Genomic DNA, 13,372 nt, shown 5'->3' with positions numbered 1-13,372 from the left:
TGCATCACGCAGCGCGTGTGCCGAGTCTGTGGAGAGGTGCTTGGGCCGTTCCGCCGCGGGGGCATGATGGGGTGTGACCACGACCTTCCGGGGGGGGGATCATCCATGCGCGTACGCGGTACGGCCGCCTTCTTACCGGTCGTCACCACCGCCCTGCTCCTGACCACCGCGTGCGTCGGCGGTGGCGACGGCGGGCCGGGCGGCGGCGAGGGTCCGCCGCCGCCCTCCTCCGCACCGTCCGCGCCCCCTCCCCCGGATCCCGGGGCCGTCGCCGCGCTGAAGGAGGCGGTGAGCCGCTACGTCGAGGCCTACTACGAGCCGGACGCCGGGGCCGTGTACGCGATGTACTCGGCCCGCTGCCGCGAGAAGGTGTCCGAGGAGGTGGTCGCCGGGACCCTGGAGCGGGCGGCGGAGGCGAACACCGAGGGCAGGCGGTACACCATGGAGCGGTTCTCCGCCGACGAGTTCTGGGGCGAGGACACCGCGTACGTGACGTACGGCGTGGGCGACGAGCCGAGGTTCGACCACCGCAAGCAGCAGTGGGTCCGCGAGAAGGGCGACTGGCGGTACGACGGCTGCTGAGCCGGCGCCGTGCCCGGCCGCCCCCGTGGCGCGGCCGGGGACGGGGGTCAGCGGGCGGGGCCCGTGCCGGCGCCGGCTTCCCCGAGGCCCCCGCCGCCGGCGCCGCTGCGCTCCAGGGCGGTGCCGTCGGGGCCGTACACGGTGACGGTGGCGCGTGCGCCGAGCCCGGTGCGGCCCGTGGCTCTGGCCCTGGCTCTGGAGGGCGAAGGCGGTGCCGCCCGGGCACGCCACTGCGACGGCGGCGACTCCGGCCGCGACGAACCGCTGCTTGCTCGTGTTTCCTCCACGTCGTGGGCGTACGCGTCCGCAGGGGGCGCACGCCGTTCCTCGTCGTCATGACTCAGACGCGGAGGGAGGGCGGAATCCGTGTCAGGGAGCGGATTTCTCTCCGGAGGGAGCGCCGGCGCCCGCCGCGGCGGCGGGCTCGGGCTGACCGGCGGGCTCGGTGGGCGCCTCGATGCCGAGTGCGAGATCGCGTACCGTCTCCGCCTCGCGGCGGAACAGCCGGTACCACATGAAGACCACGAAGCCCGCGAAGACGAACCACTGCGCGGTGTAGCCCAGGTTCTGGAACGCCTTCAGGTCCAGTCCGGTGCCCGCCGCCGCGACCGGCGGCACCGCCTCCATCGGCTCCTGCGCGCGCTGGACGGTGATCCACACGTCGTACACCTCGTACGGCACCAGGTTGACCAGTGTGGCCGCGCTGATGATGCCGACCTGGCCCCGCGGCAGGGCGCCGCCGACGGTGCCCGGTGAGCTCTGGCTCTCCGGTGCCTGGAGCACTCCGGTGACGCTCACCTCGCCGGCCGGTGGCGCGGGCACCCGCGCGGGGTCGGCCTCGCCCGGCAGCCAGCCGCGTACGACGGGCAGGGCCCGGCCGTCGCCGGTGCGCAGCGGGGTCAGCACGTAGAAGCCCTCGCGGTCGCCGAGACGGCGGCCGGGCACCAGGAACTCGTGGTCCGTGTCATAGCGGCCGGTGGTGCGGGCGGCCTGCCCGGCGGTCTCCTGGGTGAGGGGCAGCAGATCGTCCAGCGGCCTGGCGCCGGCCTCGGCGGTCCCCTGCGCCGAGCGCTCCTGACGGGCCTGGTGGGAGTCCACGCGGTCCTCGAAGCGGCTCAGCTGCCAGCTCCCCATGAACAGGCAGACGGGGATCGACAGCAGCACGAAGAGGTTGATCACCCACCAGCGCGGGGTCAGCAGGAACCGGTACACGCCCTCAACGGTACGGGGACGGGGCGGGAGCGGCCCACCCGCCCCCGCCCCGCGTGCCGCTCGCGCCGCCCGCCGTGCGTTCAGCCCACCGGGACGGGCCCGGTGCGGTACACCGTCCCGGCGCAGGCCCCGGCGATCTCGATCTTGCCGATGCGCGGTTCGCCCGCCGCGGGCACGTAGCGCAGGACGACCGAGGCCGCCGCGGCGCCCGGGCCGGAGCCGCCGGTGTCGTACGCGAGCTGGGGGCTGATGCCGCTGCCGCTGCTCTCGGTGGGTTCCTCGACGGTGTCGCCGCCCTCGTCGCCCTGGCCGCCGTCGGGGGGTGCCGTGCCGCCGCCGGTGTCGGTGCCACCGGAGGAGTCCGTGCCGCCGCTCCCGCCGGTGCCGCCGCCCGCATCGCCGCCACCGGTGCCGCCGGAGTCCGTGCCTCCGGAGGAGTCGCCGGGACCCGTCGGACCGGGGCCGGGGCTCGCCGGGCAGCCGGTGGCACCGCCCTCGCCGGGCACCCAGGCGAACCGCACCGCGTACGACTTGCCCGGTTCCAGGACGAACGAGCCGGGTTCGAGCCGCGGGTCGGGCAGTTTGGCGGCCCTGCCGCCGGAGGTGTGGGCGACGACGCCGAAGCCGGTCGGGTCGGCGGCGCCCATCGGGGTGGCGGTGACGGTGTCGGATCCCTCCACCAGGCAGGAGGCGTCCGAGATGTTGGTGACCTTGAAGGCGCCGTACACATGGCCGTCCGCGTCGGCGGGGCTCACCGTGGAGCCGCCGTCACCGATCTGGGAGCGCAGACAGCTCGGAGAGGTGGGGCCGAGGGTGTCGTCGGTCTCGGGGGACGACGCGGAGCCGCCCCTGTCGGAGCCCTCGCGCGAACCGGCCGCGTCCTGCCGTCCGCCGCCCGCGGAGTACTGGTCGGCCCCCTGGTTCGCGGCGTCACCGCTCTGGCCGCCCGTACCGGCTCCTTCCCGCGGTTCCTGGGCGCTGGCGGCGTTGGTGGTGTCGCCGTCCAGGACCCGGGTGATGACGCCGCTCTGTACCAGGGCGGGGGTGGCCACACCGATGACGAGGGCGGCGGCGGCCGCCCCGACCGTCAGCTGCCTGCGGCGGGCACGGCGGGCGGGTACGGCGTGGTGGAGGCGTTCGAGGGCGTCCGGGGACGGCGTGACGTCCCCGACGGCGCCGTGCAGCATCAGCCGCAGCGACCGCTCGTCCAGACCGTCCGGATCCGCCGGACCGTCCGGGCCGGCCGCCGGGGTGTCCGGATCCGCCGGGGTGTCCGCCGGGCCCGCCGGGTCCTCATCCGCCGGGCCGCTCACGTTCGGCCCCCGCCCCTCCCGCCCGCCGCCCCCGCCGTCTCCGGCTCCGGTTTCCCCGTGCGGGTCGCGCTGTTCCTCGTGCCGTCCGTCGCCGCTCATGCGGGCGCCTCCATCGCGACCCGCAGGGCGGCGATGCCCCGGGAGCCGTACGCCTTCACCGAACCGAGCGAGATGCCGAGCGTCTCGGCGACCTGCGCCTCGGTCATGTCCGCGAAGTACCGCAGGACCAGCACCTCCCGCTGGCGGCGCTGGAGCTTGCGCAGCGCCTTCTTCAACTCGTCCTGCTCGATGCGCGCGTACGCGCCCTCCTCCGCGCTGGCCATGTCCGGCATCGGCTTGGAGAGCAGCTTCAGCCCCAGGATGCGGCGGCGCAGCGTGGAGCGGGAGAGGTTGACGACGGTCTGGCGCAGATAGGCCAGGGTCTTCTCCGGCTCCCGCACCCGTCTGCGCGCCGAGTGCACGCGGATGAACGCCTCCTGCACCACGTCCTCGCAGGACGCGGTGTCGTCGAGCAGCAGGGCGGCGAGCCCGAGCAGGGAGCGGTAATGGGCCTGGTAGGTCTCGGTGAGGTGGTCGACGGTGGCGCCCGCCACTGTGGTGCCCGCTGCCATCGTGCCGTCAGCGTCCCTCGCCTGCGAGGGGAGCCGTGCGGGACGGGAAGCCGACCAGGGAGCGATCACGGGCATGCCCCTGCCGGACGTGCTGCCGCCCGCGGGGGCCCGTACGGGCGCCGTTGCGATTCCGAGTGCCTCTGCCACGCCTGTTGGACACGCTTCCCCCCGTCAGGGTTGTACGCGCGGAGCGTCGTTCTTTCCGGCGAACCGGACGACCGCATGCGTACCACCTCTTCCTCTCCGCCGCCGAACAGGCGCCTTCGGCTTCCGGCAGTGGAACGGGAGACGCCCGCGCCCGGATCGCGGTTCCGGGCATGCGGAGGAAAATCCTCTTCCAGAAGGCTGGTCTGGATCAAGCGGTTACCAGGTATGACTTCATTACAAGTCCTTCACAACTGGCCGCCCTGTCCGGATCCGGCCACCGGCGCCAAGGTTCACGGCCCGCCCTCCGCCGCGTCCGGACCGCCGGGGCGGGGTGTTCCGCCGCCCCTCAGGAGCCCTCGGTGGCGCGGCGCCGGGGCGATACCGCGCCGGGACCGTGTCAGGCCCGCGGCGGGCCGGCTGCGGACCGAGGGCGGTTTCCGGTCATTCTCCAGCCCGCTCGGCCGCGACCAGCTCACCGATCTGCGCCATGTTGAGCGCGGCGCCCTTGCGGAGGTTGTCGCAGCACAGGAACAGCTCCAGCGCCCGCGGGTCGTCCGGCGAGCGCCGCACCCGCCCCACCCAGGCGGGATCGGTGCCGACCGCGTCGGCGGGGGTGGGGAACTCGCCCGTCGCCGGATCGTCGCAGACCACCACGCCAGGCGCGTTCGCCAGGATCTCGTGCGCCTCGCCCACCGAGACCTCGTTCTCGAAGCGCGCGTGCACCGACGCCGAGTGGGTGGTGACGACGGGTACGCGCACACAGGTGGCGGTGGCGCGCAGCCCCGGCAGGCCCAGGACCCTGCGGGTCTCCTCACGGACCGCCAGCTCCTCGCTCGTCCAGCCGTCCCCGTCCGGCGCCCCGGAGAAGGGCACCACGTTCAGCGCGACCGGCGCCGTGTAGGGACCGGTGTCGCCCACCGCGCGCCGTACGTCGCCGGGGTGGACGCCCAGCTCGGTGCCGGCCACGGCCGCGAGCTGCTCGCGCAGGGTCTCCACACCCCGCCGCCCGGACTCGGAGACGGCCTGGTAGGTGGAGACGATCAGCTCCTCCAGACCCCACTCGGCGTGCAGGGCGCCCAGCGCCACGATCATCGTCAGGGTGGCGCAGCCGGGGCTGGCGACGATGCCGCGGGGCCTGGCCCGCACCGCGTGGGCGTTGACCTCGGGAACGATCATCGGTACGTCCGGATCCGCCCGGAACACGCCGGAGTTGTCCACCACCACCGCGCCCCGGGCCGCCGCCGGCGGCGCCCAGCGGGTCGCGACATCGGCGGGCACGTCGAACATCGCGACGTCCACACCGTCGAAGACCTCCTCGCCCAGCGCGAGGACCTCGACCTCCTCGCCGCGCACCGCCAGCTTGCGGCCGGCCGAGCGCTCCGAGGCGACCAGGCGGATCTCCCCCCAGACGTCCGCGCGCTCCGACAGCAGTCCCAGCAGCACGGTGCCGACGGCCCCGGTCGCGCCGACCACGGCCAGGGTTGGCCGGTCGGCGCGACCGATCGGGGCTCGGGGGAGCCCCCCGGCGGGGGTCATCGCCCGGTGCCCCCGTAGACGACCGCCTCGTCGCTCTCGCTGTCCAGACCGAACGCGGTGTGCACCGCGCGGACGGCCTCGTTGACGTCGTCCTTGCGGGTGACGACCGAGATGCGGATCTCGGAGGTCGAGATCAGCTCGATGTTGACCCCGGCGCCCGACAGCGCCTCGAAGAAGGTGGCGGTGACGCCCGGGTTGGTCTTCATGCCCGCGCCGACCAGGGAGATCTTGGCGACCTGGTCGTCGTAGCGCAGGGAGTCGAAGCCGATGGAGGCCTTCGCCCGCTCCAGCGCCTCGATGGCCCGGCGGCCGTCGGTCTTGGGCAGGGTGAAGGAGATGTCGGTCAGACCGGTGGACGCGGCGGAGACGTTCTGCACCACCATGTCGATGTTCAGCTCGCCGTCCGCGATGGCCCGGAAGATCTTCGCGGCCTCGCCCGGCTTGTCCGGCACTCCGACGACCGTGATCTTCGCCTCGGAGGTGTCGTGTGCGACACCGGAGATGAGCGCCTGCTCCATCGGCTGGTCCCCTTGCGGCTGGTTGCTGACCCACGTGCCCCGCAGCCCGGAGAAGGAGGAGCGGACGTGGATCGGGATGTTGTAACGGCGTGCGTACTCCACGCACCGGTGCAGCAGCACCTTGGAGCCGGAGCTGGCCAGCTCCAGCATGTCCTCGAACGAGATCCAGTCGATCTTGCGGGCCTTCTTCACGACCCGCGGGTCGGCGGTGAAGACGCCGTCGACGTCGGTGTAGATCTCGCAGACCTCGGCGTCCAGCGCGGCGGCGAGCGCCACCGCGGTGGTGTCCGAGCCGCCCCGGCCCAGGGTGGTGATGTCCTTCTTGTCCTGGGACACGCCCTGGAAACCGGCGACGATGGCGATGTTGCCCTCATCCAGCGCGGTCTTGATACGGCCCGGCGTGACGTCGATGATGCGGGCCTTGTTGTGGACGGAGTCGGTGATGACACCCGCCTGGCTACCGGTGAACGACTGCGCCTCGTGGCCGAGGGATTTGATCGCCATCGCCAGCAGGGCCATGGAGATCCGCTCCCCGGCGGTCAGCAGCATGTCGAACTCGCGCCCCGATGTGACCGGGGACACCTCTCCAGCGAGATCGATCAGCTCGTCCGTCGTGTCGCCCATCGCCGAAACCACGACGACCACCTGGTGGCCGTTCTTCTTGGCTTCGACGATTCGCTTGGCAACACGCTTGATGCCTTCGGCATCGGCAACGGAGGAGCCGCCGTACTTCTGCACGACAAGGCCCACGTGCGCTCCTCGTAATCTGTCTTCCGGGGCCCCCGTACAGGAGCCCAGCGGTCGGTTCAGTTTACCGAGCAGGCCTTTTCGACCCCGCCTCTACCACATCGTGAGATGTACCGCCCACAAGCAGCGCGGCGCGGCGCCACGTCGCACCGGCTCAGCGGGCACCCCTGCCCGCTCACGGCCTCTTCACACGGGAACGTTGCGCACCTCACACCCGCCGCGCGACCGCGGTCAGGTCGATATCGACCGGAAACGGGACATCCGTCTTCAGCCGCTCGTGATGGATGCCGGTCACGGCGTAGGTGCGGGTGGCGGGCTCCAGCTCGAAGACGTACACGACGGGGCTCCAGCCGTCCTTTCCCGCCTCCACCCGCCAGAAGTGCGGGATCCCGGCCGCGGCGTACTTGCGCGGCTTGGTCTCACGGTCGCGCGCCTCGGAGTCGTCCGACACCACCTCGACGGCCAGCACGACGTCCTCGGGACGGTAGCCGGTCTGCCGCGGGCCGGTGTCGGCGTCCGCGCGTGCGACCAGGACGTCCGGTTCCGGACGGTCCCGTTTCCCGAGGGTGACGGTCATCTCCCGGACGACCTCCAGCTCGGTTGGGGCGGCCTGGAGAAGGCGGTGCTCCAGCAGGCGCATCGCGCGCATGTGGAACTTGGTCTGCGGACTCACGAAGACGAGGCTCCCGTCGATCAGCTCCGTGTGCGGGGGCAGATCGGGAATCCGGTCCAGGTCCTCGGCGGTGTACCCGCCCGCCGGCGGTCGCGGCCACGCGTACTCGGGCTCGACACTCATCACTGCTCCCATGAGCCGTATCCTCGCCGACCTCGTCAGCCTACCCAGCGACTTCCCCGTTCCATCGCCCGTACAGGTGAACACCGGCCCGCCCGGCCGCCCTCTCCCGTCCCTCTCCCGTCCCGCGCATGGCCGCCGCCGTCCCGGGGTACCCCGGACAGCCCTGCAACGACGGCACGGACGGCGACGACGGCAGACGGAGCGGGAGGCGGAAGGCCATGAACCACCTGGCACGCACGGCGCTGGTCCTCGCGGGCGCCGGGGCCGGCGCGGCGGCCCTGCACGGGGCCGCGACCGCACGGCGCAGGGCACGGGAGAACGGCCGCCGCTGGCTGGTCGTGACCATCGACCGCGCACCGACCGACGTGATGCCCCACGGCGGCCCGCCACACCCGCTGGACGAGTTCGGCGACGCGCTGGAGATCACTGTGCGGCCCGCTCCCGGCGACCGCGGCACCGAGCTGGCCGCCCGGCTGCGCGAACCCGCGCCGCCCGCCTCCGCCTCACCGCCGTCCCGGCTCGCGGGCAAGGACCCCCGCCAGGAGGTGCGGCGCGCGCTGCGCGAGGCCAAGTCCCTGCTGGAGGCCGGCGAGGTGATGCTGCCGGACGCGCCGCCGACCGGACGCGGCGACACGGCCGGGGGCAGGGCCGTCGGACTGGCGTCGAAGCGAGCGGGCGGGGAGGGAGTGCTGTGAGGGCTCTGTGCTGGGAAGGCGTCAACAAGCTGTCGGTCGAGCAGGTCCCCGAGCCGGAGATCCGCAACGACCAGGACGTCCTCGTGCGGCTGCTGCTGAGCACCACCTGCGGCTCGGACCTGCACATCATCGGCGGCTACATCCCCGCCATGCGGCCCGGCGACGTGATCGGTCACGAGTTCGTCGGCGAGGTGGTCGAGACCGGCTCCGGGGTGCGCCGGCACAGGGTCGGCGACCGGGTCGTGGTGTGCTCCTTCATCGGCTGCGGCCGCTGCTGGTACTGCCGCAACGACATGTGGTCGCTGTGCGACAACACCAACACCAACCCCGGCATCGGCCAGGCCCTCTTCGGCTACGAGACCGCCGGGATCTTCGGCTACTCGCACGCCATGGGCGGCATCCGCGGCAGCCACGCCGAGTACGTGCGCGTCCCCTTCGCCGACTACGGCGCCTTCCCCGTCCCCGAGGGCGTCGACGACCTCAGCGCGCTGTTCGCCTCCGACGCCGTGCCCACCGGCTGGATGGGCGCCGACCTCGGCGGGGTGCGGCCCGGCGACGTGGTGGCGGTGTGGGGCTGCGGCGCGGTCGGCCAGATGGCGGCGCGGGCCTCCGTCATCAAGGGCGCCGAACGCGTCATCTGCATCGACCGCCACACCGAGCGGCTGGCGATGGCCGAGACGTACACCGGCGCCGAGACCATCGACTACACCTCCACCGACGTCGCCGCCGAACTGCGGACGCGCACCGGAGGCCGGGGCCCCGACGTGTGCATCGAGGCCGTCGGCATGGAGGCCCACAGCAACGGGCCGGGCTACCTGTACGACCAGGCCAAGCACCAGCTCCGTCTCCAGACCGACCGCCCCACCGCCGTGCGCCAGGCCATCCACGCCTGCCGCAAGGGCGGCACCGTCTTCGTGCTGGGCGTCTTCGCCGGAGCGGTCGACAAGTTCCCGCTCGGCATGGTCGTCAACAAGGGGCTGACCCTGCGCGGCGCGCAGATGCACGGCCAGCGCTACATCCCGATGCTGCTGGAGCGCATCGCCGCCGGCGAGATCAGCACCGCCCACCTGGCCACCCACACCATGTCCCTGGACCGGGCGGCCAAGGGCTACGACATGTTCAAGCACAAGAGGGACGGCTGCGTACGCGCGGTCTTCCATCCGTAGGCCCCGGGCGGTCCCCGGCGGGCACGTCAGACGTAGTCCTTGAGCCTCTCCGTCCGCAGCGTGATCCCGACCGGGTCGGGGATCTCCACCACGGCTCCATACGGCCGCGTCGTCCGACTCCGGTACGTGCCGCCCTCGGGCTCGGAGTGCACGGTGACGCTGTGGTCGTCGCGGTCGACGAGGAGGTAGACGGGGATGCCCGCCGCCGCGTAGGCATCGCGCTTCTCCACCCGGTCACGCCGACCTGTGTCCGGGTCGTACGACGTGACCTCGACGGTCATCAACACGCCGTCGGGCTGGGCCCATTCACCCTGGCCCGCGAAATGGTCCTCAGGTACGAGAGCACCGTCGGGGCGGGCACGGCCGCCCCGGTACTTCTCAACCTTGATTCCCTGTTCCGGGTACAAGGCCAACTCAGGGCGCTGCCGCATGCACTGTTTGAGAAGCCACATGACGATCGCCCCGTGATCTCCATCCGGCACCGGCTTGACCTCTAGCTTTCCGTTGATGAACTCCAGCCGCACGGTCTCCGGCGCCGTGCGGGCGATCTGCTCGAACTCCTCGGCGAGCATCTGCGGCCGGTCAGCGGTCCTAGGGGTCATGGCGTCGCCTCCTCGACTCCATGGTGCCCCGGCGACGGCCGTCTCGACCTGAGCAGTCATGTACAGCTCCGTTCGGATGTGCGGGCGGCGGCGCGCAGGCGGTCGACGCGCGCTCTGATCTCGTCGGGCTCGGGACCGGCCGGGGCGGCCGGGGGCAGGCCGCGGCAGTCGCGGCACAGGCCGCCGGGAAGGGCCTCGGGGCGGCCCGGGACGCCGCAGACCGTGCACTCCGCCATCCGCAGCACGGCCGGTCCCGGCGGGCCGGAGGCGGGGCCGGGCGCGGACACCGGCCCGGGTGCGGGCTCCGGCTCGGGCGGGAGCTTGTCCATCAGGCGCCTGCGGGCGAGGGCGGCCGGGTGGTGGACCTCCGGCGGCAGCCCGGCGGCCAGCGCGCCGGTGAGCTGCCGCTCGTCGGCCCCGCGCTCCAGCCACTGCCCGGCCAGCTCCTCCAGGGCCGCGCAGTCGGCGGCCGAGAGCGTCATGCGCGGCTCGGCGCGGCCGAGCCCGGCCAGCACGCCGTACGCCCGCGAGCACGGCGGCCGTACGGGCTCGGGTGCGGGTGCGGGTGCGGTGGCGGGCTCGGCGGCGGGTGCGGGCTCGTCCCCCGGGTGCTCCCCCGCCAGGAACGCCGCCCACCAGGCGTCGCCGCGCGCCGTCCGCGAGAAGTAGGTGCGCGTCACCCAGCGCGGGCTGCCGCCGCCGGTGACGTGCTCGCGCCCGCGCCGCAGGTGCCCGGCCTCCGACAGCCGCCGCAGCACCGTGCCCAGCGCGCACTGGCCGTAGTCCGGCAGCACCCTGGCCAGGGTCTTCACGGAGATGTCGGCGCCGTCGGGCAGCCGGTCGAGGTAGGCGGCGACGGACGCCTCGCGCCGGGGCAGGTGCGCGAAGTCGGCCGCCGTACGCGGTCGTTGGCCCGGCGCGGTTCGCTTTCCGTAGCCCGGTGACGCCATGGGGTGCTTGTGCGCGGGCACGCCGGCGCTAAGGTCTTGTGCAGCCACAGGATCGCCTCTTCGATCTGGGTGGTCAGACCCCCGTCGGTGCGCCAACACCGGTCGGGGGTCGAGTTCTTAGATCGGCACGCTACACCGGCACGACGCATCGTCGCGACCCGGTCACCTCAGGTCATCCCCGCAGGCACGGTTGCTGTACGCGCGTTGTACGCGCGCCGCAGGGGAGGGTGGGCGGGTTGTACCGACCCGCCCATTCCTCACAAGCAGCGCTCGAATCCCGGAACCCGAGACCCGGGCTCCGCAGCGGCCCTCACTCCGGGGACGCGCCGCGCGCTCTCCCCGTCTGTGCCAGCAGGACCAGCGCCAGTCCGCCCAGCATCAGCGGAAGGTGGATTCCGGAGGGCACCCACCGGCCCACCCCGAGCGACACCGCCATCAGCAGCGCCCCGGCGCCCCACATGCCCGGCCGCCTCACGCTCCGGCGCAGCCAGGGGAACGAAACGCGTCCCGTGACCAGGGCCAGTACGCCCGCCGCACCCAGTGCCACGGCCATCACCGCTGTGGCCGCCCAGAAGAACACCGACACCGTTTCCCTCCCCGAGCGCCCCGCCCGGAGCGCGTTCACGAAGAGCATCCCACCGGGCGCGGCACCCCGTACCGGACGGTTCCCGGGGCTCGGGTCACGGGTCTCGGATCACGAGCGCCGGGCGCGTCCCAGCAGCAGTTCGCGCTCGCGCTCGTTGTGCGTCAGGGTCGCGGCGCGTTCGAACTCCGCGCGCGCCTCCTCCCCGCGCCCCAGGCGCTCCAGCAGATCGCCCCGGACGCTGGGCAGCAGGTGGTAGCCGCGCAGTGCGGGCTCGTCGGTGAGGGCGTCCACCAGCTCCAGCCCGGCCCCGGGTCCCTCGGCCATGGAGACGGCCACCGCCCGGTTCAGCTCCACCACGGGCGAGGGCGTCAGCGCCGCCAGCCGCCCGTACAGCGCGGCGATCACCGCCCAGTCGGTGTCCTCGTACCGCACCGCCCGCGCGTGGCAGGCGGCGATCGCGGCCTGGAGGCAGTACGGGCCGTACGGGCCCTCCCCCGCGCGCCGCAGGGCCTCCAGGCCGCGCAGGATCAGCATGCGGTTCCACCTGGCGCGGTTCTGGTCGGCGAGCAGCACCGGCTCGCCGCCGTGGCCGGTGCGCGCCGGGATGCGGGACGCCTGGAGTTCCAGCAGCGCCGCCAGCCCGTGCACCTCGGGCTCGCCCGGCATCAGCCCCTCCAGCACGCGCGCCAGGCGCAGGGCGTCCTCGCACAGCGCCGGGCGGCACAGGTCGTCGCCGGCCGTCGCCGAGTATCCCTCGTTGAAGACCAGGTAGACGACCTCCAGCACGGACGACAGTCGCCCGGCCCGGTCCTCGCCGTACGGCACCTCGAAGGGCACCCCGGCCGCCGCCAGCTTCCGCTTGGCCCGCACGATCCGCTGGGCGACCGTCGCCTCGGAGGTCAGGAAGGCGCGGGCGATCTCCTGCGTCGTCAGCCCGCCCAGCAGCCGCAGGGTGAGGGCGGTCCGGGCCTCCGCGGAGAGGACGGGGTGGCAGGCGGTGAAGACCAGCCTCAGCAGGTCGTCGTCGATGTCCTCCGGATCGGCGGGCTCGGGCGGCGGCGGGGTGTCCTCCAGCGTCCGCCCGACCTCGGCCAGCTTGCGCGCGTACGTCTCCCCGCGGCGCACGAGGTCGATCGCGCGCCGCTTGGCGACGGCCGTGAGCCAGGCGCCCGGCCGCTCCGGTACGCCTGACTCCGGCCACTGCTCCAACGCCGCCACCAGGGCATCCTGCGCGATCTCCTCCGCCAGCCCGACGTCCCGCACGACGCGGGCCACGGCGGCGACGATCCGCGCGGACTCGATCCTGAACACCGTCTCGACCGTCTCGGCCGTCGTACTGCCCGTACCAGCCGTGCCGACCGCGTCCGTTCCCGTCACGGCCACCCATCAGAGCAGCCGCGCGGCCTCAGGGGCAAGGAAGTTCGGACGGGTCGGACGGACCCTCCTGGATCTCGCGGACCTCGGCGGTGACGCTCCAGTGCTCCGGGTGGACCTCCAGGAACCGCCTGGCCCACTCCAGGGCCTCGGCCCGGTCCTTGACCTGGAGAAGCGCGTAGCCGCCGACGACCTCCTTGCTCTCGGTGAACGGGCCGTCGGTCTGGCTGATCCTCCCGCCCGACCAGTGGAGCCGGGTGGCCTGGGAGGTCGGGGCGAGCCCGGCCGTGTCCAGCATGACCCCGGCCTTGGTGATCTCCTCGAACAGCGCGCCCATGCGCTTCTCGAAGTCGGGGTCGGGGGCCTGGGTGGCGATGCTCTGCTCGTCGACCTGGATCAGCGAGATGAAGCGGGGCATGGTGGCTCCTCGGTTGGTTCGTTCCGGGTGGTGGAGGCGGGCTCTCTCCCCGCCTCTCACCCATGCGTCGATCGGGGGACGACCGGATCGACAGCTCGCCAGACTTTTCCCAGGAATTT

14 protein-coding genes are annotated in these 13,372 nt (G+C 73.3%); 3 read left to right on the top strand and 11 right to left on the bottom strand.

Annotation, left to right across the window (positions count from 1 at the left end):
- The first annotated feature begins 105 nt into the window (after window positions 1-105).
- Complete coding sequence (locus IQ279_RS23010) at window positions 106-582, top strand: hypothetical protein (RefSeq protein WP_206351055.1); 477 nt, start codon at window positions 106-108, stop codon at window positions 580-582.
- Window positions 583-951: 369 nt separating this feature from the next.
- On the opposite strand, the gene IQ279_RS23005 is transcribed toward IQ279_RS23010, so the two are convergent.
- The 6 genes from IQ279_RS23005 to IQ279_RS22980 all read right to left on the bottom strand — a co-directional run bounded on the left by IQ279_RS23005 (window position 952) and on the right by IQ279_RS22980 (window position 7,474).
- Entirely contained in the window at window positions 952-1,794 is an 843-nt protein-coding gene (locus tag IQ279_RS23005) for an SURF1 family protein (protein WP_206351053.1), read from the bottom strand.
- Between the two features lie 80 nt (window positions 1,795-1,874).
- Window positions 1,875-3,206 carry a hypothetical protein gene (locus IQ279_RS23000; protein ID WP_206351051.1) on the bottom strand — a complete coding sequence of 444 codons (1,332 nt, stop codon included), beginning with the start codon at window positions 3,204-3,206 and terminating at the stop codon, window positions 1,875-1,877.
- The gene (locus IQ279_RS22995; protein WP_206351049.1) at window positions 3,203-3,793 is read right to left on the bottom strand and encodes a SigE family RNA polymerase sigma factor; all 591 of its coding nucleotides are present in this window, start codon (window positions 3,791-3,793) and stop codon (window positions 3,203-3,205) included. The genes IQ279_RS23000 and IQ279_RS22995 overlap by 4 nt, the downstream gene beginning before the upstream one ends.
- Before the next feature lie 513 nt (window positions 3,794-4,306).
- A complete protein-coding gene (locus IQ279_RS22990; RefSeq protein ID WP_206351046.1) occupies window positions 4,307-5,401 on the bottom strand; it encodes an aspartate-semialdehyde dehydrogenase in 1,095 nt (364 codons plus the stop codon).
- Window positions 5,398-6,669 (bottom strand): aspartate kinase, encoded by a 1,272-nt coding sequence (locus tag IQ279_RS22985; RefSeq protein WP_206351044.1) that lies wholly within the window; start codon window positions 6,667-6,669, stop codon window positions 5,398-5,400. Before IQ279_RS22985 ends, IQ279_RS22990 begins: the two co-directional genes overlap by 4 nt.
- 205 nt (window positions 6,670-6,874) lie before the next feature.
- Window positions 6,875-7,474, bottom strand: a complete 600-nt coding sequence (locus IQ279_RS22980; RefSeq protein ID WP_206351042.1) for a Uma2 family endonuclease — start codon at window positions 7,472-7,474, stop codon at window positions 6,875-6,877.
- A gap of 206 nt (window positions 7,475-7,680) precedes the next feature.
- Here IQ279_RS22980 and IQ279_RS22975 point away from each other — a divergent pair, with 206 nt between their 5' ends.
- A complete protein-coding gene (locus IQ279_RS22975; protein ID WP_206351040.1) occupies window positions 7,681-8,157 on the top strand; it encodes a hypothetical protein in 477 nt (158 codons plus the stop codon).
- A complete protein-coding gene (locus tag IQ279_RS22970) occupies window positions 8,154-9,323 on the top strand; it encodes a zinc-dependent alcohol dehydrogenase (protein ID WP_206351038.1) in 1,170 nt (389 codons plus the stop codon). Before IQ279_RS22975 ends, IQ279_RS22970 begins: the two co-directional genes overlap by 4 nt.
- Window positions 9,324-9,349: 26 nt before the next feature.
- Here IQ279_RS22970 and IQ279_RS22965 read toward each other — a convergent pair whose 3' ends face one another.
- The 5 genes from IQ279_RS22965 to IQ279_RS22945 form a co-directional block, all read right to left on the bottom strand.
- Window positions 9,350-9,925 (bottom strand): Uma2 family endonuclease, encoded by a 576-nt coding sequence (locus IQ279_RS22965; RefSeq protein ID WP_206351102.1) that lies wholly within the window; start codon window positions 9,923-9,925, stop codon window positions 9,350-9,352.
- Between the two features lie 56 nt (window positions 9,926-9,981).
- Window positions 9,982-10,875, bottom strand: coding sequence for a hypothetical protein (locus IQ279_RS22960; RefSeq protein ID WP_206351036.1), 894 nt, complete (start codon window positions 10,873-10,875; stop codon window positions 9,982-9,984).
- A gap of 310 nt (window positions 10,876-11,185) precedes the next feature.
- On the bottom strand, window positions 11,186-11,461 hold the full coding sequence (locus IQ279_RS22955) for a hypothetical protein (RefSeq protein ID WP_206351034.1): 276 nt from the start codon (window positions 11,459-11,461) through the stop codon (window positions 11,186-11,188).
- 108 nt (window positions 11,462-11,569) lie between these two features.
- Window positions 11,570-12,838: an RNA polymerase sigma factor gene (locus IQ279_RS28555; RefSeq protein WP_206351033.1), complete on the bottom strand. Its 1,269-nt coding sequence runs from the start codon at window positions 12,836-12,838 to the stop codon at window positions 11,570-11,572.
- 28 nt (window positions 12,839-12,866) lie between these two features.
- The gene (locus IQ279_RS22945; RefSeq protein ID WP_206351032.1) at window positions 12,867-13,253 is read right to left on the bottom strand and encodes a YciI family protein; all 387 of its coding nucleotides are present in this window, start codon (window positions 13,251-13,253) and stop codon (window positions 12,867-12,869) included.
- Window positions 13,254-13,372 lie beyond the last annotated feature (119 nt).

The organism is Streptomyces verrucosisporus, from assembly GCF_017114865.1.
GTDB classification, from domain to species: Bacteria; Actinomycetota; Actinomycetes; order Streptomycetales; family Streptomycetaceae; genus Streptomyces; species Streptomyces fenghuangensis.
This window is presented reverse-complemented; position numbering and strand designations above follow the sequence as displayed.

Excerpts from the sequence above, each read along its gene's own strand:
- IQ279_RS22965 (WP_206351102.1), bottom strand. The coding sequence starts at position 9,925 with ATGACCCCTAGGACCGCTGACCGGCCGCAGATGCTCGCCGAGGAGTTC.
- IQ279_RS22945 (WP_206351032.1), bottom strand. The coding sequence starts at position 13,253 with ATGCCCCGCTTCATCTCGCTGATCCAGGTCGACGAGCAGAGCATCGCC.
- IQ279_RS23010 (WP_206351055.1), top strand. The coding sequence starts at position 106 with ATGCGCGTACGCGGTACGGCCGCCTTCTTACCGGTCGTCACCACCGCC.
- IQ279_RS22975 (WP_206351040.1), top strand. The coding sequence starts at position 7,681 with ATGAACCACCTGGCACGCACGGCGCTGGTCCTCGCGGGCGCCGGGGCC.
- IQ279_RS22980 (WP_206351042.1), bottom strand. The coding sequence starts at position 7,474 with ATGGGAGCAGTGATGAGTGTCGAGCCCGAGTACGCGTGGCCGCGACCG.
- IQ279_RS22995 (WP_206351049.1), bottom strand. The coding sequence starts at position 3,793 with ATGCCCGTGATCGCTCCCTGGTCGGCTTCCCGTCCCGCACGGCTCCCC.
- IQ279_RS22990 (WP_206351046.1), bottom strand. The coding sequence starts at position 5,401 with ATGACCCCCGCCGGGGGGCTCCCCCGAGCCCCGATCGGTCGCGCCGAC.
- IQ279_RS23000 (WP_206351051.1), bottom strand. The coding sequence starts at position 3,206 with ATGAGCGGCGACGGACGGCACGAGGAACAGCGCGACCCGCACGGGGAA.
- IQ279_RS22960 (WP_206351036.1), bottom strand. The coding sequence starts at position 10,875 with ATGGCGTCACCGGGCTACGGAAAGCGAACCGCGCCGGGCCAACGACCG.